General features: G+C 47.1%; 19 protein-coding genes. 13 read left to right on the forward strand and 6 right to left on the reverse strand.

The window, feature by feature from the left end; genetic code table 11:
- Nucleotides 1-258 precede the first annotated feature (258 nt).
- The 3 genes from V6C93_RS23275 to glmU all read left to right on the forward strand — a co-directional run bounded on the left by V6C93_RS23275 (nucleotide 259) and on the right by glmU (nucleotide 4,106).
- Nucleotides 259-1,143, forward strand: a complete 885-nt coding sequence (locus V6C93_RS23275) for a tRNA (5-methylaminomethyl-2-thiouridine)(34)-methyltransferase MnmD (RefSeq protein WP_333479058.1) — start codon at nucleotides 259-261, stop codon at nucleotides 1,141-1,143.
- A 441-nt stretch (nucleotides 1,144-1,584) separates the two neighbouring features.
- A complete protein-coding gene (locus tag V6C93_RS23280; RefSeq protein ID WP_349262815.1) occupies nucleotides 1,585-2,613 on the forward strand; it encodes a two-component system response regulator in 1,029 nt (342 codons plus the stop codon).
- 128 nt (nucleotides 2,614-2,741) lie between these two features.
- Nucleotides 2,742-4,106 carry a bifunctional UDP-N-acetylglucosamine diphosphorylase/glucosamine-1-phosphate N-acetyltransferase GlmU gene (glmU, locus tag V6C93_RS23285; RefSeq protein WP_333479060.1) on the forward strand — a complete coding sequence of 455 codons (1,365 nt, stop codon included), beginning with the start codon at nucleotides 2,742-2,744 and terminating at the stop codon, nucleotides 4,104-4,106.
- Between the two features lie 291 nt (nucleotides 4,107-4,397).
- Here glmU and V6C93_RS23290 read toward each other — a convergent pair whose 3' ends face one another.
- Together V6C93_RS23290 and V6C93_RS23295 are read right to left on the reverse strand one after the other, a co-directional pair.
- On the reverse strand, nucleotides 4,398-5,363 hold the full coding sequence (locus tag V6C93_RS23290) for a glycosyltransferase family 2 protein (RefSeq protein ID WP_333479061.1): 966 nt from the start codon (nucleotides 5,361-5,363) through the stop codon (nucleotides 4,398-4,400).
- 137 nt (nucleotides 5,364-5,500) lie between these two features.
- Complete coding sequence (locus V6C93_RS23295; RefSeq protein WP_333479062.1) at nucleotides 5,501-5,710, reverse strand: hypothetical protein; 210 nt, start codon at nucleotides 5,708-5,710, stop codon at nucleotides 5,501-5,503.
- A gap of 50 nt (nucleotides 5,711-5,760) precedes the next feature.
- Between V6C93_RS23295 and menB the strand changes: the two genes are divergently transcribed.
- Nucleotides 5,761-6,594 (forward strand): 1,4-dihydroxy-2-naphthoyl-CoA synthase, encoded by an 834-nt coding sequence (gene menB, locus V6C93_RS23300; protein ID WP_333479063.1) that lies wholly within the window; start codon nucleotides 5,761-5,763, stop codon nucleotides 6,592-6,594.
- Between the two features lie 264 nt (nucleotides 6,595-6,858).
- Here the strand turns inward: menB and V6C93_RS23305 are convergent, their stop codons facing one another.
- Nucleotides 6,859-7,173, reverse strand: coding sequence for a hypothetical protein (locus V6C93_RS23305; protein WP_333479064.1), 315 nt, complete (start codon nucleotides 7,171-7,173; stop codon nucleotides 6,859-6,861).
- An 843-nt stretch (nucleotides 7,174-8,016) separates the two neighbouring features.
- Between V6C93_RS23305 and V6C93_RS23310 the strand changes: the two genes are divergently transcribed.
- The 8 genes from V6C93_RS23310 (at nucleotide 8,017) to V6C93_RS23345 (ending at nucleotide 17,463) form a co-directional block, all read left to right on the forward strand.
- A complete protein-coding gene (locus tag V6C93_RS23310; protein WP_333479065.1) occupies nucleotides 8,017-9,462 on the forward strand; it encodes a hypothetical protein in 1,446 nt (481 codons plus the stop codon).
- 97 nt (nucleotides 9,463-9,559) lie between these two features.
- Nucleotides 9,560-10,321, forward strand: coding sequence for a PspA/IM30 family protein (locus V6C93_RS23315; RefSeq protein WP_333479066.1), 762 nt, complete (start codon nucleotides 9,560-9,562; stop codon nucleotides 10,319-10,321).
- 346 nt (nucleotides 10,322-10,667) lie between these two features.
- A complete protein-coding gene (locus V6C93_RS23320) occupies nucleotides 10,668-11,438 on the forward strand; it encodes a PspA/IM30 family protein (RefSeq protein WP_333479067.1) in 771 nt (256 codons plus the stop codon).
- Nucleotides 11,439-11,800: 362 nt separating this feature from the next.
- Nucleotides 11,801-12,145 (forward strand): thioredoxin, encoded by a 345-nt coding sequence (gene trxA / locus V6C93_RS23325; RefSeq protein ID WP_349262814.1) that lies wholly within the window; start codon nucleotides 11,801-11,803, stop codon nucleotides 12,143-12,145.
- 167 nt (nucleotides 12,146-12,312) lie between these two features.
- Nucleotides 12,313-13,527, forward strand: coding sequence for an LL-diaminopimelate aminotransferase (locus V6C93_RS23330; protein ID WP_333479069.1), 1,215 nt, complete (start codon nucleotides 12,313-12,315; stop codon nucleotides 13,525-13,527).
- A 314-nt stretch (nucleotides 13,528-13,841) separates the two neighbouring features.
- A complete protein-coding gene (locus tag V6C93_RS23335) occupies nucleotides 13,842-14,669 on the forward strand; it encodes a hypothetical protein (protein ID WP_333479070.1) in 828 nt (275 codons plus the stop codon).
- Between the two features lie 534 nt (nucleotides 14,670-15,203).
- Nucleotides 15,204-17,081 (forward strand): excinuclease ABC subunit UvrC, encoded by a 1,878-nt coding sequence (uvrC, locus tag V6C93_RS23340; RefSeq protein WP_333479071.1) that lies wholly within the window; start codon nucleotides 15,204-15,206, stop codon nucleotides 17,079-17,081.
- A 166-nt stretch (nucleotides 17,082-17,247) separates the two neighbouring features.
- Complete coding sequence (locus tag V6C93_RS23345; protein WP_333479072.1) at nucleotides 17,248-17,463, forward strand: hypothetical protein; 216 nt, start codon at nucleotides 17,248-17,250, stop codon at nucleotides 17,461-17,463.
- On the opposite strand, the gene V6C93_RS23350 is transcribed toward V6C93_RS23345, so the two are convergent.
- The 3 genes from V6C93_RS23350 to V6C93_RS23360 all read right to left on the reverse strand — a co-directional run bounded on the left by V6C93_RS23350 (nucleotide 17,434) and on the right by V6C93_RS23360 (nucleotide 18,381).
- Nucleotides 17,434-17,601: a hypothetical protein gene (locus V6C93_RS23350; protein ID WP_333479073.1), complete on the reverse strand. Its 168-nt coding sequence runs from the start codon at nucleotides 17,599-17,601 to the stop codon at nucleotides 17,434-17,436. The two genes, V6C93_RS23345 and V6C93_RS23350, sit on opposite strands and share 30 nt — an antisense overlap.
- A gap of 85 nt (nucleotides 17,602-17,686) precedes the next feature.
- Complete coding sequence (locus tag V6C93_RS23355) at nucleotides 17,687-17,887, reverse strand: hypothetical protein (RefSeq protein ID WP_333479074.1); 201 nt, start codon at nucleotides 17,885-17,887, stop codon at nucleotides 17,687-17,689.
- Nucleotides 17,888-17,907: 20 nt separating this feature from the next.
- Nucleotides 17,908-18,381, reverse strand: a complete 474-nt coding sequence (locus tag V6C93_RS23360) for a hypothetical protein (protein WP_333479075.1) — start codon at nucleotides 18,379-18,381, stop codon at nucleotides 17,908-17,910.
- On the opposite strand from V6C93_RS23360, the gene V6C93_RS23365 reads away from it, so the two are divergent.
- Nucleotides 18,359-18,589 (forward strand): hypothetical protein, encoded by a 231-nt coding sequence (locus V6C93_RS23365; RefSeq protein ID WP_333479076.1) that lies wholly within the window; start codon nucleotides 18,359-18,361, stop codon nucleotides 18,587-18,589. The two genes, V6C93_RS23360 and V6C93_RS23365, sit on opposite strands and share 23 nt — an antisense overlap.
- Nucleotide 18,590: the final 1 nt, after the last annotated feature.

Genomic DNA, 18,590 nt, shown 5'->3' on the forward strand with positions numbered 1-18,590 from the left:
AAGAACTCATTTCAATTCATCTAACTAAATGTAGATATGAGACCTCTTGCAAAAGTCAATTTTTGCCCCCCTAACCCCCCAACTTTGAGGGGAACCGGAATCTGAAAGTCCCCCAGAATTGGGGGATTTAGGGGGCATTCCAGGATTTATGCAAGAGGTCTAATTACAAGTTTTTAAGCAAATGAGACGCCCTGTAGTAGCAACTCATTACACTTGAAAACAGACTCAGCTCGATTCCCTACATTCTCGTTTCACTGAATGCAAGATAGCCGCACCTTCACTCCACAGCCAACCGCTGATGGCTCATTCACCTTCTTTTCGTCTGAATTTGGTGAATTCTTTCATAGTACTCAGGGCGCAAAAGAAGAAGCGCTGGTGAAGTTTGTGGAACCTTGCCAGATTGCCCAGAAAGCCCAACAGCCCGTGGTGCGATTGCTGGATGTCTGTTATGGTCTAGGTTACAACAGCGCAGCGGCTCTAGAGGTAATTTGGGAAACTAATCCCAACTGCCACGTTGAACTGATGGCTTTGGAATTAGACGCAACGGTACCCCAAAGTGCGATCGCACATAATTTACTTAATGTTTGGAGTCAGCCTATCCCTGAATTGTTGGAAGTTTTAGCCACTTCTTTGAAGGTTCAAACCCATCGACTTGACGCTCAATTACTCATCGGTGACGCTAGAGCCACTCTTGGGCAGTTGCGTCAATCCAATTTTCAAGCGGATGCCATTTTTCTCGACCCCTTCTCTTCCCGCCGTTGTCCTCAGTTATGGACGGTTGAATTCTTTCAGCAGTTAGCTCACTGCTGTGCACCAACTGGCAGACTTGCCACTTACTCCTGTGCCGCCTCTGTGCGGAGTGCGCTCCTAACTGCTGGCTTTAAGATTGGTTTCACCCCACCCCTGAGAGGTCGGCAACCGGGAACTATCGCCAGTTTCACTGATACAGATCTGCCATCTTTGCCGTTGCGATCGCAAGAACATTTGCAGACTCGTGCGGCTGTGCCTTACCGCGACCCTCAGCTGGGCGATCCAGCCCCAATTATTTTACAGCGTCGTCAAATGGAACAACAGGCATCTTCCCTAGAGCCAACGTCTCGTTGGCAGAAGCGTTGGTCTTGGGAAGAACGTAATGATGTTTAACGGATGGTAACGCAGAATCATACTTCGCCTCGGTACGCTAATCCCTTTCAAGATTTAGCCACACTCCCCATTGCGAACTAAAAAATATACCCAAAGAATCTTTCATGAAAAGTCATCAACAATTCTTAAAGCGTAGCCGAAAATCTTTTTTAAGAAATAGCTTTTATGGCGTTCATCTGTGTTTATTGAAGGAACCAATGCAGAGCAGTCTTGATAATGACGCTGTAATCTTGACCAATTTGGAATGTTCGGAGCCTAAGTATTTAAAAATATAAATAAATGTTTCAAGTGAAGGCGTTGAAGCTTAAAATATAAAAAATAAATAATTGAATAGCGATACACCAAGCAATCGGAAAAAGTCTGATTGCGAAAATAAGTTCTTTTAGGCATAATAAAAGCCTGTGCCCGTCCTAGATCATGTTGGATACATTAGGTGCTTCGATGTTAGCCAGATCGGGAACGAGTGCTTCCGATCTAATTTCTCCGGATTCCGATCAACCCAAAATCCTCGTTGTTGACGATCATCCCTCCAGTCGGATGACCGCTGTAGCGCTTTTGTCAGTGGAGGGCTACGAGGTGCTGGAGGCAGAAAGTGGCCCAATTGCTCTAAAGCGCGTTGTAGAGGGCAATCCCGATTTGATTCTCTTGGACGTCATGATGCCAGGAATGGATGGGTATGAGGTATGCCGGCGTCTCAAGGAAGATGAGCAGACTCGCCTGATTCCGGTGGTATTTATCACAGCGCTCAATGATAAGCGATCGCGCATCATGGGGATAGAAGCTGGGGGAGATGACTTCTTGAGCAAACCCTTTGATCGGCTGGAGCTGGCGGCGCGAGTCAAGTCCCTAGTCCATCAAAAGCGCCTTAACGAAGATTTAGACCACGCCGAACAGGTTCTTTTTTCCATTGCCAGAGCTGTTGAAAGCCGTGACCCCAATACAGGTGACCACTGTGAGCGACTCGTAGCAATGGGCAAAGCCTTTGGTGAATACATCCAACTGCCAAGAACAGACATTCGGAATTTGATGTGGGGTGGCTATCTTCACGACATCGGCAAAGTCGGAATTCCCGACGCCGTGCTGTTGAAAAAAGGCTCATTTACTCCCGAAGAGCGGCAAATCATGACCAATCACGTCCTGATTGGCGAAAAAATCTGTAAACCGTTGCGCTCTATGCGGGGTGTACTCCCGATTATTCGTTATCACCACGAACGCTGGGACGGGACGGGTTATCCGGACGGTTTGGTTGAGGATGAAATTCCCTATCTGGCGCAAGTGTTTCAAGTCATCGATATCTACGATGCTTTGACAAGTGAGCGTCCTTACAAACGAGCCTTTACTGTAGCCGAGGCTTTAGAAATTATGGTTCAGGAAACCCAACGAGGTTGGCGCAACCCCAAGCTCTCCCAGCAGTTTACTGAATTTATTAAGACCTCTCATCTGAGAGACTCAGTGCAATCCGCTCTTTGAGCATGAATCGTCAGCCGCAAGTTGCTCCGTTGAATATCGGTGATACAAAATTTGTCTATGTTTCCTCTAACTGTTATCATCAGTGAGCAAAATTTTGAAAACTGATAGCTGAAAGCTGATAGCACATCATGGTTGCAGTAGCGATTCTAGCAGCAGGACGCGGGACGCGGATGAAATCAGACCTACCCAAGGTCTGTCACACATTGGGCTCTGTTTCACTGGTTGAACGAGTTCTCAAGAGTTGTCTCTCATTGACTCCCTCACGAATTCTTGTGATTGTAGGCTATCAGAGTGAGCGGGTCAAAAAGTCTCTGGAAGCCTATTCAACTGTGGAGTTTGTGGAACAGACGGAGCAACTGGGAACCGGTCATGCTGTCCAACAACTTCTACCCTACTTAGAGGGATTCACCGAGGAGTTGCTGGTTCTGAATGGCGATGTTCCCCTGTTGCGCTCCAGCACGATAAAACAGCTGTTAGACACGCATAAAACTCATCAGAATGCCGCAACTCTCCTAACCGCCCACTTGTCCAATCCTAAAGGTTATGGGCGAGTTTTTTGTGACGGTCAAAATCTGCTCAAACAGATTGTTGAGGAACGTGACTGCACACCGGAACAAAAGCAAAATCGCCGCATTAACGCCGGGATTTATTGCTTCAACTGGCCCCAACTGGCAAAAGCGCTACCAAAATTAGAGGCGAATAATGACCAGAAGGAGTATTACCTCACCGATATGGTCAAATTCTTGGAGCCGGTGATGGCAGTGGATGTAGAAGATGAGCAGGAGATTAGCGGTATCAATGACCGCAAACAGCTTGCCTGTGCTTATGAGATTTTGCAATCGCGGGTCAAAGATGCCTGGATGGAACGGGGTGTAACTTTAGTCGATCCAGCAAGCATTACGATTGATGACACGGTAAAATTGCAGCCGGATGTGACGATTGAACCCCAAACTCATTTGCGAGGAAAAACTCAAATTGGCTCTGGTAGTCGCATTGGCCCTGGTAGCTTAATTGAAAATAGCCAGTTGGGTGAGAATGTGACTGTGCTGTACTCAGTAATCAGCGACAGCGTGGTCAAAGACGGCACCCGGATTGGCCCCTATGCTCATTTGCGGGGTCATGTGGAAGTAGGGGAATCCTGCCGAGTGGGCAATTTTGTGGAATTGAAGAATACGACTCTAGGCGGTCGCACGAATGTGGCACACTTATCTTATTTGGGTGATGCACAACTAGGGAATAAAGTCAATATTGGTGCGGGAACGATTACCGCTAACTACGACGGTGTGAAGAAGCATCGTACCCAAATTGGCGATCGCACAAAAACGGGCTCCAACAGCGTCCTCGTCGCCCCCTTAACCTTAGGGCAAGATGTCACGATTGCCGCCGGTTCGACTGTAACTGAAGATGTACCCGATGATTGCCTCGTACTGGCGCGGACGCGGCAGGTGGTGAAACCGGGTTGGCGGTTAAAAAATCAAGCCGAAAAATCATAACCCCACAGTAAGGATTCAGGTAACTCGATTTGGATTTAAATGGTTTGAGTCTCTTGCTCCTTTTCGGATAGAAGTGATTAATTGTGCTGAAAATTGCACCAATGACCTAATGGGAAATACCAATTTCACACATGGCTGTGAAATTTTTTCATCGGGACTGCCTTCTGCCTTCTGTCTTTTGCTATAAGTCCAAAGCGAGGGAGACGAAAGTCTACCCTCTCAGAGGCAGGTTCCGAAGAAATTGGAAGCACGCGCTCTATTGCCTAGCAATGAGCGTCGGGTAGTTCACTTTTACTTCTTCTGGTGCATCTCGGAATAAGCCGCATAAACTCCTTGGACGTTATACCAATTGAGGAAAATCCGGGCAATTTCTAAGGCTAATTGGGATTTTCCTTGATTAATTAGCCATTGTAAAAAAGGAGCCATTGTTCGTTCGTTCAGCCTCCCACCAATGGAAAGGATGCCCCAGAGCAGTCGATGCAGCCAAGTCATCTGAATCATCATCCGTACCTCCCAGGTAGGGTGCTTTTCATAAAACAAAACACCCATGCGCCCCCGTTGAATTTCTCGGTCAATCATGGGGGGAATTTGGTCTAAGGCAAAGGGTGGATGCCAATGGTAGCCTACAGCTTCGGGGCATTTGATGAGTTTTAAACCTAGCTGTTTGAGTCTGACACCCAGTTCTAAGTCTTCCCAACCGTAGAGTTGGAAGCGGGTGTCGAAGAGTCCGACCTTTTCCAGCCATTTACGTGCGATCGCAACATTTCCCGTTGCAAAATACGCGGCTGAAAAATCCGTAAGTTTGTAGGGTTCTGATGTGGGATTCTCAAAGTTACAGGTATTAATCACCCAGCCATAAGTAAAGAAGCGAGGCTCCTCTGGAGCCGCTTCGCTAACGCTCCCTAGTTGCTGCTGTCCCTGCACTAAAGCATCGGCATGAGCTTGAAGAAAGTGTTCTGTGACAACAAGGTCACTATCAATAAAGATAATGGTGTCACCTTTTGCCTGTTCTACCCCCAAATTTCGGGCAGCGGCTGGGCCTTTGTGGTCTTGTGCGTGCGATCGCACATGGGGAAACTCGCTTTTGTGGGACTCTAACCACTCCAAGGTACCATCGGTTGAGCCATCATCCACTAAGACCACTTCGTAGCCTTCAACAACACTACCATTCCTCAGTTGCTGGTGTTCTATAGCTCTCAGGCATTTTTCAAGAATGGGCTTGCGATTATAGGTGGGAATGACAACGCTGAAAAACAAGGGAGCCTCTTACCGCAGAATCTGATTAATTCCCTTCAGCCTATCAGTTGTCTGGGCAAGAAAGTTGACACAGGTGGACTGAGGCCAGGGTGTCACATAAGCGCGGCAGTTTGCCTGAGTTTTCTACGCTAGGTTCTCTAGGGGTTATTCCTCTCCAATCTTTCAAGGAGCGAATCCGCAATTCTCACAGCACTCTCTGCCAATAATCCAGGAATTCGTTCGTAATCGCCACGAGTTTCTTTGAGTAACAGTTTTATCGTGTATTGATTATTTAATAGTCCTTGTAGTGCCAAGGAAGCGAAATACTCCCGTTTTGTTAGGGGTGGTATTGGTTCTTGTTGTGTCATAGATTCAATACTGGTTCACTCACCATTGTTGTCTCGAAGTAGCTGATATTATGCAAATTGACTGGCAAACCGCCAAAACCTACGAAGATATCCTATACCACAAAATTCCCGGTATTGCCAAAATTACGATTAATCGTCCCCACAAGCGCAATGCTTTTCGCCCCAAAACGATTTTTGAACTCTATGATGCCTTCTGTGATGCTCGTGAAGACCCCACGATTGGCATTGTTCTGTTTACAGGTGCTGGCCCTCATACGGATGGGAAATACGCTTTTTGTTCTGGCGGTGACCAAAGTGTGCGAGGTAAGGGTGGGTATGTGGACGACGAAGGCGTTCCTCGGTTAAATGTACTCGATTTACAACGCCTGATTCGCTCCATGCCCAAGGTGGTGATTGCCTTAGTTGCAGGATATGCGATCGGTGGCGGTCACGTCTTGCATCTAATCTGTGACTTGACGATTGCGGCTGATAACGCGATTTTTGGTCAAACTGGCCCTAAAGTCGGGAGTTTCGATGGCGGGTTTGGCGCTAGCTATCTCGCCAGAGTTGTGGGTCAAAAAAAAGCACGAGAAATTTGGTTTCTCTGCCGTCAATACACGGCCTCTCAGGCACTGGAAATGGGTCTGGTTAACTGTGTTGTACCAGTAGAGCAGTTAGAGGCAGAGGGTGTGCAGTGGGCAAATGAAATTTTAGCTCATAGCCCGATCGCCATCCGTTGCTTGAAAGCGGCATTTAACGCTGACTGTGACGGTCAAGCTGGTCTGCAAGAACTTGCCGGAAATGCCACCTTACTCTATTACATGACGGAGGAAGGAGCAGAGGGGAAACAAGCCTTCCTAGAAAAGCGTCCCCCCAATTTTCGTCAATACCCCTGGTTACCGTGACGCCTCTCCACGCCAAACCCTATGCCTAAGCCACAAAAATTTTACTGACCCGAATGGGAAGGGCATCTTGCCCTTCCCATTATTTTGGCAAAAAGTCTAATCTTTTGCCTTGCCGTAGGCAATTTTTGTGGATAATATCTATCGGCAGAAATTGTTAATCTTTATTTGAACCTTGTAATCCACGATTTTTTAAAGCTTTCATTTTTAGCGTAGGAATCAACGATTGTTCCCCTGCTCATCTAGTCCGTAATCAAAACGATTTTCTCATTTTATAGCAAGTACTACGTTAGCCTTCAATGTTTCAGGCGTCAAGCGGTGGCTTTCTTCAGGGAGGTCTTGTTCTGAGGAGCTAATTGAGCAATTAGCCGCCAAACTCTGTTTGATCCCCAACGGGTCGTTACCCCAAATCCCTTCGATCCTCCCCCAAGTGGGTGCAAAAGGTGAGCTAGCTAAAGAACAGGCTTTCCAGCTACCTCTGACAGGGACGCTGAGTTGCTGACACACGCCTCCACGCCGTCCCTCCGGTTGAAAATACCGACAGCACCGACAAGCAGAGGTTGTATAATTTAAAGCCGTCATTGGAGTATTTTGATAAAGAGTTTATGTTTTCTAACCCTTTAATTTTCCGATCTCGTATTTGAGTCTCTTAAACCTAGCAAGCTGTGAGCCAGCCTAGGTTAGAGCAATTCCTTACCTAACTGAGAGCTTTAGACTTTCTTTAGTATCTCGTTATATATAGAAATAATTAGTGTAAAGAAATCAAACAAAACCAGAATTTTTTAAAAAAATGTACTTGATTTTCTTAAAACCTTACAGGGATCAAGCTAAACCGAAAGACGTATGTATTTAGAAATAGCAAAGTTTAAAGCACTAATCATGGCCTAAACCGTCGGTTCAGGTACAACCCTTGAAGAAGTTCGTAATTTTTACGTAGACTTCTGCTTCGGAGTGGGGATTGGCAAGAAAACCCAGTATCCAAGTCCTTGGCCTAATGCCCGCCCTTAATTTTTTCCAGTCCCCCAGCCTCTGTGAAGGAGGTGGCATAGGGTCGCCTTGAGTGCGCTATTGTGACTTCCACTACTTCAGGCTAACGTGGGAGCAAGCATGGAAGTATCACTCGCTCTTGTCACTGTGGCTGATTTTAAATCGCACCTACCTAATATATGATTGAGACCATTACTCGATGTTGACAAAAGCAACAGGGTGTAGTTTCCTATAAACCTCTCGCCTACATTTCAGACTCTGCCGCTTTTGTAAAATACTTTTACTGGACTGGTGATCTAGGGGAACAGCAGATGCACAAGATCTTCTTGCTCTACCGCTTCAAAACTCGAAAGCTTGTAATAAACTGACAGCGAGAGTCTTATATTGAAAGCTCTGAACAGAGCTTTAAACGCAAAAACTCACTCCCCAGCCTTCCTCATGAGTCAAAATACTACACTTGAGTCCACAACTCCAACCTTCTCCAACCCGCCAATCAATCCAGTTTTGCAGGCCGCTCTGGGTAGCATTGATGTGCAGTTAGAAGAAGAATTAGCCCGCTACCGACGCCAACGCGCAGGGCGTCCCGTCATGTCACCCAGTGGTCTTGGTCGTCACCAGGTTCGTAAACCGCTTGAGTTGATAGCTGTCGATCAAGGAGCCAAAAAAACTCAACGACCAGCGTTGGGGATGAGTACAGCTCCCCAGATTTCATTTCCCTTAGCGATGGTGAACCAGACACCAACGACCACACCACCTGAGGAGACGCATCATGAGCCAATGGCTCAAATGGGTCAGTTAGAGTCCTCAGGCTCAACCCTTACTGAGCCAACAGCGCCGTTGGTTGCTCCTTCACGGACTAACACGACGGCTCATGATTCAGCCCCAGGTGTTACTGGGCGGCTCACTCCTTCGGAAAGCTCAGCCGAGGTAAGCGGTGACTTGGTGCCTTTCGGAGCCGCCCAAGCGCAACCAGAGGATTATTTAGAATCATCTGAAAAACTGTTGCAGAGTTTAGCCCAAGAAGAAGCTCGCGATCGCTCCCGCAAGCGTTTTACCGATCGCTTTCTGACTCCTTTAGGGGTCGGTTCCCTATTACTATTGCTGGTTTCTGGCGCTACTGTGCTCTACATCTTCAAGAATCCCTCCATGCTCAGTGCGCTGAATCTCAACCGATTCTTTGGCTCAAAGACAACGACAACAGCTCAAAAACCAACTGAGACAGCCCCAGCCAACAAGACAGCCCAGGAAAATTCCCCAACTATCAAAGGACCTAATCTCGCTTCTCAGGAATTTCCTGAAGTGAGTTTAGATACCTTGAGTCACTTGGAACCCAGTCCGACGCCAATACCATCGGCAGCTACCGCGCAACCAGAAGTTCCTAACTCTGGGGTAACACAACAAGCTCCGCCTGTTATTCCCAACTCAGCACTTCCTGGAAGTTCTTCAGATATATCTTCGGCACTCCTGCCGAGCCCAGGTCAGCCGCAAACGATTCCATCTACGGTATCACCCGTGGCTCCCTTACCCGCACTACCCACCACCGTACCCGGAGCGAGTAAGTCCAATCGAGCGGCTGTCAATCCCAAGCCCTTATTGGCCCCGACCACACCCGTTGCCAAGCAGAAGCCGAAAGCTTCTACCTCTGCAACACAACCGGCAGCAAGTCCTGCACCCGCTAGGGGAACTTGGTACTACGTGTTGAGTAACTACAGTAGCGATCGCGATCTGGCGCAAGTCAAAACCATCGTCCCTGATGCTTATGTGGAACGCTTTCCACAAGGTGCTCAGATTCAGATGGGAGCGTTCAAGCGTGAGTCTCAGGCCAAAACTTTAGTGGAGAAACTCAAGAAACAGGGCGTTACCGCCTCGATCTATCATCCTTAGGGCTAATCTTCAATGCAATATCTAAAATCGGGTCTTGACTCTGAGATACCATAATGTTAATAAATCCCCCGACCCGTGATGTGAATGGAGAGCTGCTATGGGATTGATCGATCGCATCCTGCGAGTAATTCGCGCCAACCTCAACAGTTTGATCGGGCAAGCCGAAGACCCAGAGAAAGTTCTGGAACAAGCTGTCGAGGATATGCAGCAGGATTTGATTCAGCTGCGGCAGGCTGTAGCGCAGGCGATCGCTACCCAAAAACGCACCGAGCGACAAGCCGCTCAGGCTGAAACAACAGCCCAAGAGTGGTACAATCGCGCTCAATTGGCACTGGCAAACGGGGATGACAACTTAGCACGGGAAGCCCTGACGCGGAGAAAATCCTATCAGGAGACCTCAAAAGCGATGCGATCGCAGCTGACGCAGCAAAGTGCTGTTGTCAACAAGCTCAAAGAAAACATGCGAACCCTAGAGAGTAAAATCTCAGAAGCGAAAACGAAAAAAGACCTGTATATCGCTAGGGCACGCTCTGCTCAGGCTTCCCAGAAGATTAACGAGATGCTGGGTAACATGGGTACGGGCAATGCCCTGAGTGCCTTCGAGCGGATGGAAGAAAAAGTAATGCAGCTCGAAGCCCAGTCCGAAGCCATAGCCGAACTGGGAACCAGCGATTTGGAAAAGAGATTTGCGGCTCTTGAAGGGGGCGATGAGGTAGATAGCGAGTTGGCGGCAATGAAAGCTAACTTGATGAGCGGCACCGAATCGACCAGATTACCGTCTAGTCAGACACCATCTGCCCAAAATCCAGAAATTGAAGCCGAGCTGAAAAAACTGAGATCTGAAACAGAACGCTCTTGATTGAAGAGGATGTGGAGACGGGTGCAGGGCTACAGGGGTGACGTTTGTTGATAATCCTAGGTAAAGAGTTAAAGATTGTCCTCTTTTACTCTTCCCCACTCCCAGGAAGGGAGAATTCGAGAACTGGGCTATAAGCTAGCGCTTTTTGGTTGGAAGTTTTTACACTGGATTAAAGCGTCTTGTTTCAATGGCTTGCGCCTCTGTATTTTGAGTGACTGAACAGTTGTGCTTAATGACTAGAGATGGGATAGCCTTAATTGCTTAAATCGCACGCACCAGCAGCAGGCTGATGCCTTAGAGTCTGCGTTACAACTACTTTATACGTTCCAAGAGGATAGACAGCGTCATGGGATTATTTGATCGCCTTAGCAGAGTCGTCAGAGCAAATCTGAACGATATGGTGAGTAAGGCTGAAGATCCAGAAAAGATTCTGGAGCAAGCCATTATTGATATGCAAGAAGACCTGATCCAACTGCGCCAAGCAGTGGCTAGGGCAATTGCCACTCAAAAACGCACTGAGCAACAATACAACAAAAATCAATCCGAAGCCAACAACTGGCAGAACCGCGCCCAACTCGCGCTCAGCAAAGGGGATGAAAATTTAGCGCGGGAGGCACTTCTGCGTAAGAAAGCTGTTGCCGAAGCGGCTGCTACTCAGAAAACCATGCTGGAGCAGCAGACTACTCAGGTAGACAGCCTCAAGAAAAACCTGATTGCTTTGGAAAGTAAGATCTCCGAAGCTAAGACCAAGAAAGATATGCTCAAGTCCCGTGCAGCGGCGGCTAAAGCCAACGAGCAGTTGCAAGGTACAATTGGTCGCTTGGGTACCGGCTCGGCAATGGCTGCTTTTGAGCGAATGGAAGACAAAGTTTTGGAGCTGGAGGCTCGTTCTCAGGCTGGCTATGAGCTGGCAGGTAATAACTTAGAAGCTCAATTTGCCCAGCTCGAAGGCGGCAGCGACGTTGATGATGAGTTGGCGCAGATGAAAGCACAGTTAACGGGAGGTTCTGTCTCACAGCAAGCGCTACCAGCCTCCCAGGAAAAAGCCTCTCCCTCCTCTAATTCAGCCGTTGACGCTGAATTGGAAGCTCTGCGAAAGCAAATCGACAATTTATAAGCGTCGGCAAGCTTTTGACAACATCCTCGGCAAAAAAAGACCTTGATAGGCGACTCAACCTCAATCCCACCAGTCTCAATAGGGGTGTGGCTTGGAGAGAGTCTATCCAGGTCTTAATTATTGTGGTTGCCTGACGCGGAAGCGACTTGCACTAGTTCATTCCTGTCGAGCAGGCAGATTATCAATAATTGTTGATGACTATATAAGTTGATAAAGATAAGTAATAACTCTTACCGCCAAAGGCTTGGACTGATTTACTGTATTAAAGTGAGGTAACAGGAAGACTGGCTCACTTGCCTATCCAGGCTAAAGTTTCAACAACGACCAATAGAGCGTAAGTTGGCCTAGAAGTACTTGTATTCATGGAGGGTGTTGTGAGTAGCGCTATTTCAATTACGGATTCCGAGTTTGAAACCGAGGTTTTAAAAGCGGAGCAACCTGTACTGGTTTACCTGTGGGCATCTTGGTGTGGCCCTTGTCGCTTGGTATCACCATCTGTGGACTGGGTGGCGGATACTTATAGCGATCGCCTAAAAGTCTTCAAGATGGAAGTCGATCCAAATCCTGAGACGGTGAAGAAGTACCACGTCGAAGGCGTCCCCACCCTTATTCTGTTTAAGAACGGTGAGATCGCCCAATCCCATGAAGGAGCAATTAGTAAGCAGAAACTAGGAGGTTTGATAGAAGCTCAACTGTCAGAGAGTTGAAGGTTGAACCGTTGAAAGTTAAACGTTATAACCAAGCCTATCCCAACTTGAGTTTATACAAGGAGGTGAGGTGAATCCTCAAGCCTCATCCCCGACTAAAACTTATAGGAGCAGGCAGGGTGGCTCGAAAATCCAAAATCTAAAAGTGCTTGACCCCTGACAAAACAATGCAATTTGCCAAGCGTTTACAACCTCTGCAAACCAATGTGTTTGCGGATATGGATCAGGCAAAGGCAAAAGCCAAAGCCTCTGGACAGGACATCATTGACCTATCGTTAGGGTCTTCTGACCTACAGGCATCAGAACACGTCCTGGCAGCGATCCGAGAGTCTGTGTCGGACAAGAGTACTCATGGCTACTTGCTGTTTCATGGTACCCAAGCCTTTCGTCAGGCCGCCGCAGACTGGTACACCGAAAGATTTGGCGTTCCAGTTGACCCAGAAACTGAGGTGCTTCCCCTGATTGGTTCTCAAGAAGGTACTGCTCATTTACCGCTAGCCGTACTAAACCCAGGAGATTTTGCACTGCTATTAGATCCCGGCTATCCGTCCCATGCGGGTGGGGTTTATCTTGCCAGCGGTCAGATTTACCCCATGCCACTTCTGGCAGAAAACAGCTTTTTGCCAGTATTTGAGGAGATTCCGACACCTGTGCTCTCTCAAGCTCGCATGATGATGCTGAGCTATCCTCATAATCCTACAACTGCGATCGCGCCCTTGTCCTTTTTCCAGGAGGCCGTCGCGTTTTGCCGCCAGCATGACTTGGTCTTAGTTCACGACTTCCCCTATGCAGATTTAGTCTTTGTAGAAGACAGCGGAGAAACCCCCCATCCAAAATCCGAAATCCAAAATCCAAAATTGATCGCTCCTTCGATTTTGCAAGCTGACCCGGATAAAGAAGTCTCGATTGAGTTTTTTACCTTTTCCAAGTCTTATAATATGGGTGGCTTTCGTATTGGTTACGCGATTGGTAATGCTCAGCTGATTCGGGCATTGCGGCAGGTGAAAGCAGCCGTTGATTTCAACCAATATCGAGGGATTTTGAATGGTGCGATCGCAGCTTTACGGGGCCCTCAAGATAGCGTCCATAACTCCGTAGAGATTTTCCGACAACGACGAGATGCATTCATTAACGCCTTGCATCGCATTGGTTGGCAGGTTCCTACTCCAGCCGCAACCATGTATATTTGGGCCAAATTACCCGAAGCTTGGGCTAATGATTCTGTCAAATTCTGTACTCAGCTTGTTGAAAAAACAGGAGTAGCAGCTTCGCCGGGAGCCGGTTTCGGCAAAGCTGGCGAAGGATATGTCCGGTTTGCTTTGGTGCATGAACCCGCCATTCTAGAAAGGGCGGTGGATCGAATGGCTGGATTTTTGCGATAGAGAAAAAACTTCTTCGCCGCAATCGCCTAAGTGCAACTAGCAATAAATTTGTTACAGATTGTAAGCTCCGAGCATCATACATTCAGACTATTTTTAATATCTCTTTTATATAACATCGGGTACACTTTTTTCATCATCTCATCAGCTCTAAACTTTGTAGGTGCAATTCAACTGCTTTATGTAAAGTAATGTAAAAATTGTCCTTGCTCAATACCCTTGATTTAAAGATAATTTACACCGCTTTCCATAGCTGCATTGATTTATACTTACCTGCTTAGGTAGTCCAAACTTAGAGAAAAACAAGGGTAGCGAATATGACAAATTCATGTACATATACAGCAGATTATCTACAAACAGATGATTCAGTGCTTGCCAAATTTGCAAATCAACAATTCGATTTGTCCGATCCAGGTGATTTAATCAGCACATTAGGAAATACATTTTTCACAACGGAATCCACCCCAGCTAATCCTCCTTTTTCCGCATTTAATGGAACTCCAACTCCAACTCCAACCCTCACATTTGATTATGCTGGTAATATTTATGGGATTGTCAACTTCAACCCATTAGTAGTTGGGCTAGTGGGAAATTACTTAGGGGAAGAATTACCGCTAGGCGTGAGCATCAATCAAGATTTTCAAGGTAGTTTCTGTGTTCCTCCTGACCTGCTAACATCTATAACTACTGACCTCCTTGATGGTGAAATCACGATAGGCTTACCTTTCGTTTTAGATGCTTTAAAGATTACAGAGGCCGCTCCTGTTATTGAAGCATTAGATGATGTATTTAATGTACAGTTTGCAGGAAGTGGTAATTTGACTTCGACAACAGGAACCACTGACTTTACCGTTGAGTATCAGAATGATACAAACTCCTTCGTAATTGATGGCGTCAACCCTCTTGTCGTCGCTGGAGCCTTATCTGGACCTGCGACAATGACCGCAGAAGCAGACTTTAGTGTAGATCTGGTATTAAGTGAATTCGTTAAAGCTACCAATCTTTTAGGAATAACTCTTCCTTCGGATGTCTCGAATTTCCTTACTCTTTCTCAGGCTTTTGGAATTAATGAGATAGAGTTAGCATCGGGTTCTATCAGCCTTGAAACCACTACAATTCCGGTTGCCGCTCCTGTGACTGGCTAGGCTGAACCAATCACGGCTTCTGTTTCTATCTAGTGTGAAATTAACATCTTTAAACAGTAGGGCACGATATTATCGTGCCCTACCAGCTGCTGTGTTGCAATCAATTGAAAATCGCTAGATAATCGCTCCAATACTTCAATAAGTGAGGCAACAATAAGTGAGGCAAGATGTACAATTATATCATGTCCGCCTGAACACTTACGATAAAAGTGATGCTGAAATTTTGGGATATCAGAACTTTGCAAATTTTATATCGTAACTAATTACCCGGACATGATATTACTTATTATCAAAGCGTTATCTGTACATGAGTTATACCTTTCTCGTTTTAGTTGCCTGATATCGAGCGGATGTGAGCATAGATTGGAAGCGAGCTTCTAGGAACCTTTTTGATACCTAAACAACTGAATTTCTGGCCTGATTAAGGCTGAAAGTAAGGGTTTGCCGTACCTTAAAGCGAGAGAAACCTTACTGTGAAACCAGCCTGTCTTTTCTATCATTTAGAGGTAGACCCAGAACCTTAAGTACCTTCTCGTGACGACATCTGCTAAAATTCTGACGCTGGTCAAAGAGCCGGAACGCTTGGAAAGACGCCTCAAGGAGATTCCTCAAGAGCCTGGGGTATATCTGATGCGTGATGCGAGCGATCGCATCCTCTATATTGGTAAAGCCAAAAAACTGCGATCGCGCGTTCGTTCTTATTTCCGCGAATCACAGAGACTCAGCGATCGCATTGCCATGATGGTACGGCAAGTTGCGGAGATTGAGTTCATTGTCACTGATACCGAAGCCGAAGCTCTGGCATTAGAAGCCAATCTGATCAAGCAGCATCAACCTTACTTCAATGTGCTGCTCAAAGATGATAAAAAGTATCCCTACATTCTGATTACCTGGTCAGAAGAATATCCGCGAATCTTCATCACCCGCAACCGACGCTTGGCGAAGGAGAAAGATAGGTACTACGGGCCATTTGTCGATGCTGGCGCACTGCGCACAACTCTTCGTCTCGCCAAACGACTCTTCCCCATGCGGCAACGTCCGCAACCGTTATTTAAAGACCGTCCCTGTCTCAACTATGATATTGGGCGCTGTCCGGGTGTGTGTCAACAGCTGATTTCGCCAGAGGAGTACCGCAAAACGATTCAAAAGATTGCGATGGTATTTCAAGGTCGAACCGAGGAATTAATTGATATTCTGACCGAAACGATGAATCAGGCGGCTGAATCCCTGAATTTTGAGGTAGCTGCACGGATTCGCGACCAGATTGCCGGGATTCAGTCTTTAGGTGCTGACCAAAAAGTGTCCTTACCGGATGATACTGTTTCACGGGATGCGATCGCCCTTGCCGCAGATGAGCAACACGCCTGCATCCAGCTATTCCAAACTCGTGCCGGTCGATTGGTGGGACGCTTGGGGTTTTTTGCCGATGCTCAATCAGGAACACCAGGAGCAATTTTACAACGGGTATTAGAGGAACACTACCAAAATGCTGACTCGGCGGAAATCCCGACAGAGATTCTGGTACAGCACGAGTTACCAGAAGCAGGGATGTTGGCGGAGTATCTCAGTGAACGTAAAGGTCGTAAAGTCACCCTCTTAGTTCCCCAACGCCAAGTTAAGGCGGAACTGATTGAGATGGTGGAACGCAATGCTAAATATGAATTAGAACGCACTCAACGATTTAGCGATCGCAACACCGAGGCAATGCAGGATTTAGCCGATATTCTTGACCTGCCAGACTTGCCGCATCGGATTGAAGGCTACGATATTTCTCATATTCAGGGTTCTAATGCGGTTGCCTCGCAGGTGGTATTTATTAATGGGCAACCCGCGAAGCAACACTATCGCCATTACAAGATTAAAAACCCAGAAGTAAAAGCCGGTCATTCTGATGACTTTGCCAGTCTTGCCGAAGTCATCCGTCGTCGCTTCCGCAAGTATGGAGACGACCCAAATTTGCAACGAGTAGGAAATTCAGATTGGCCTGATTTGGTGATGATTGATGGTGGCAAAGGTCAGTTATCCGCCGTTGTCGCTGTCTTGCAAGATATGAATTTAATGGAAGACTTGCGCGTGGTGAGTTTAGCCAAGCAGCGTGAGGAAATCTTTTTACCCGGTGAGTCGTTGCCATTGCCGACGGAGGCAGAACAACCAGGGGTGCAGTTATTGCGGCGTCTGCGGGATGAGGCGCACCGCTTTGCCGTGAGTTTTCACCGACAGCAGCGTAGTGACAAGATGCGTCGTTCCCGGTTAGATGAAATTCCGGGATTGGGTTTCCATCGGCAAAAGCAATTATTGGCGCATTTTCACTCGATTGATTATATTCGCGAGGCAACGCCGCAACAGTTAGCGGAAGTTTCAGGTATTGGGCCGCGTTTAGCGCAAGAGATTTACGATTATTTTCATCCCTAGCGCGATCGCGTGGAAGGGCGAAGCATTTGCGATATGTACATTTTCAGTATTGGTTCAAGATTTATCGTCGCAATGCTTCTCCCCTACAAAATCAATGCTTTGGAAGTATTTTCTGGTGAGAGTGAAAAATGAGGGCTAATCTGAGGGTTGCATCCAATGGATAAACATGAACTATAACCTGGAAAAACATCATCGCCGCTCAATTCGCCTCAAAGGATATGACTATACCCAAGAAGGCGCGTATTATTTCACCATTTGTTGTCATCAAAGGCGGTGTTGGCTGGGGGAAATTAAGGATGGTGTCATGCACCTAAATCTCGTCGGTGCAACAGTTAAAGCCGTTTGGGAGAATTTACCCTTTAGGGCGCTTGTCGCCCCCTAAACATCCACCCCAAACGCAACCTTTACGCCAACCAAGACGCTCCCACTCCTCAATTACGTCAAAAGCAGCTAAGGCTTCTGGATAGTCTGCCAATTCAGATTGATACTGTGCAATTTCTTCGCTGGTGATAGTAGTCATAGAGTTTTTCTTACAATGAGCTTGTCCTTGCTCAATTTTCTACCGTAGCTTCGCCTCCACTTTAAAGGGTAACTGCTCAGGAGATTTAATCATCGGGAAACTGCCAGCACGAAATACGTTCCACCTGAGAACTACCACAACTACAGACAGCCTCAAAGGAGGAATCTACCCATTGGGCACCACAGGTGCAGCAGTGGCAAAAAATATTGTTGCGGTTAGCCTCCTCAATTTTTTGCCGCCATTCGCCAAATTCGGAGATGTCTTGTTCAGAGAAACTTTCTGACATTTTATGCTTCTTAACGCCCCCTACCGTCGATAAGGCCCTGGATTGAGCAGCCGAACTTCGCTCATTTTGATGATATAGGGGTCAAAGTTGTTCTGCTTGTAAGAACCTACCCACACTTTATAAGCACCGGGTTGCCACTGACCCGCAATACCCGGATTTTTGCCCTGAAAGTCATCGTTACACCAAGTACCACCTGGCCCACTAACAACAATGGTGGTGTCTTGTGGACTTTCTACTTGCAGACTCAAATAGTTGAAAAATGCCTTCAAATTGATGGTGTGATTCGGCGCTTCATCCACAAACCCCACGCATGGACCCGTTGGTGTTTCTTTCCGACCAGCCATCTGAGTCGCCGGTACAGAACCGCCACTAATGCCCCGAATGATCATGGGATCTGGCGAAAACTTGGGTCTAATTGTAACGTTCTCGAACATTGTCTGGGATTGGGCTGGCTGGGCTTGAGTTAGAGTGTTGAGCAAAACACTGGTAATCATTCCCAGCACCCAGCAAGCCGTTAGGCTGAGCGGGGTTACCCAGCGAGAAATTTTGACAGATTTGGTGCCTCGTTGCTTCACTGACTTGTGTATTCTAACGGCTATGAACGGCTGTAATGTGGGCAATGACGAGGATATCGCCGATTGGGTTCCAAACAGCCTATTGCTCAAGCGTGAAGTTCAATTAGCCACGGCTCAGGTAGCCTGAG

Origin of the sequence: Allocoleopsis sp., assembly GCF_036703385.1 — a bacterium.
In the GTDB taxonomy this organism is placed as follows: domain Bacteria; phylum Cyanobacteriota; class Cyanobacteriia; order Cyanobacteriales; family Coleofasciculaceae; genus Allocoleopsis.

What these genes read in the sequence shown, in the direction of transcription:
- V6C93_RS23280 (WP_349262815.1), top strand. Translation starts at nt 1,585, where the DNA reads ATGTTAGCCAGATCGGGAACGAGTGCTTCCGATCTAATTTCTCCGGAT.
- V6C93_RS23350 (WP_333479073.1), bottom strand. Translation starts at nt 17,601, where the DNA reads ATGACTACTATCACCAGCGAAGAAATTGCACAGTATCAATCTGAATTG.
- V6C93_RS23275 (WP_333479058.1), top strand. Translation starts at nt 259, where the DNA reads ATGCAAGATAGCCGCACCTTCACTCCACAGCCAACCGCTGATGGCTCA.
- V6C93_RS23315 (WP_333479066.1), top strand. Translation starts at nt 9,560, where the DNA reads ATGGGATTGATCGATCGCATCCTGCGAGTAATTCGCGCCAACCTCAAC.
- V6C93_RS23330 (WP_333479069.1), top strand. Translation starts at nt 12,313, where the DNA reads ATGCAATTTGCCAAGCGTTTACAACCTCTGCAAACCAATGTGTTTGCG.
- V6C93_RS23310 (WP_333479065.1), top strand. Translation starts at nt 8,017, where the DNA reads ATGAGTCAAAATACTACACTTGAGTCCACAACTCCAACCTTCTCCAAC.
- V6C93_RS23345 (WP_333479072.1), top strand. Translation starts at nt 17,248, where the DNA reads ATGAACTATAACCTGGAAAAACATCATCGCCGCTCAATTCGCCTCAAA.
- V6C93_RS23360 (WP_333479075.1), bottom strand. Translation starts at nt 18,381, where the DNA reads ATGATTACCAGTGTTTTGCTCAACACTCTAACTCAAGCCCAGCCAGCC.
- trxA (WP_349262814.1), top strand. Translation starts at nt 11,801, where the DNA reads ATGGAGGGTGTTGTGAGTAGCGCTATTTCAATTACGGATTCCGAGTTT.
- V6C93_RS23335 (WP_333479070.1), top strand. Translation starts at nt 13,842, where the DNA reads ATGACAAATTCATGTACATATACAGCAGATTATCTACAAACAGATGAT.
- glmU (WP_333479060.1), top strand. Translation starts at nt 2,742, where the DNA reads ATGGTTGCAGTAGCGATTCTAGCAGCAGGACGCGGGACGCGGATGAAA.
- V6C93_RS23295 (WP_333479062.1), bottom strand. Translation starts at nt 5,710, where the DNA reads ATGACACAACAAGAACCAATACCACCCCTAACAAAACGGGAGTATTTC.
- V6C93_RS23355 (WP_333479074.1), bottom strand. Translation starts at nt 17,887, where the DNA reads ATGTCAGAAAGTTTCTCTGAACAAGACATCTCCGAATTTGGCGAATGG.
- V6C93_RS23320 (WP_333479067.1), top strand. Translation starts at nt 10,668, where the DNA reads ATGGGATTATTTGATCGCCTTAGCAGAGTCGTCAGAGCAAATCTGAAC.
- V6C93_RS23305 (WP_333479064.1), bottom strand. Translation starts at nt 7,173, where the DNA reads ATGACGGCTTTAAATTATACAACCTCTGCTTGTCGGTGCTGTCGGTAT.
- menB (WP_333479063.1), top strand. Translation starts at nt 5,761, where the DNA reads ATGCAAATTGACTGGCAAACCGCCAAAACCTACGAAGATATCCTATAC.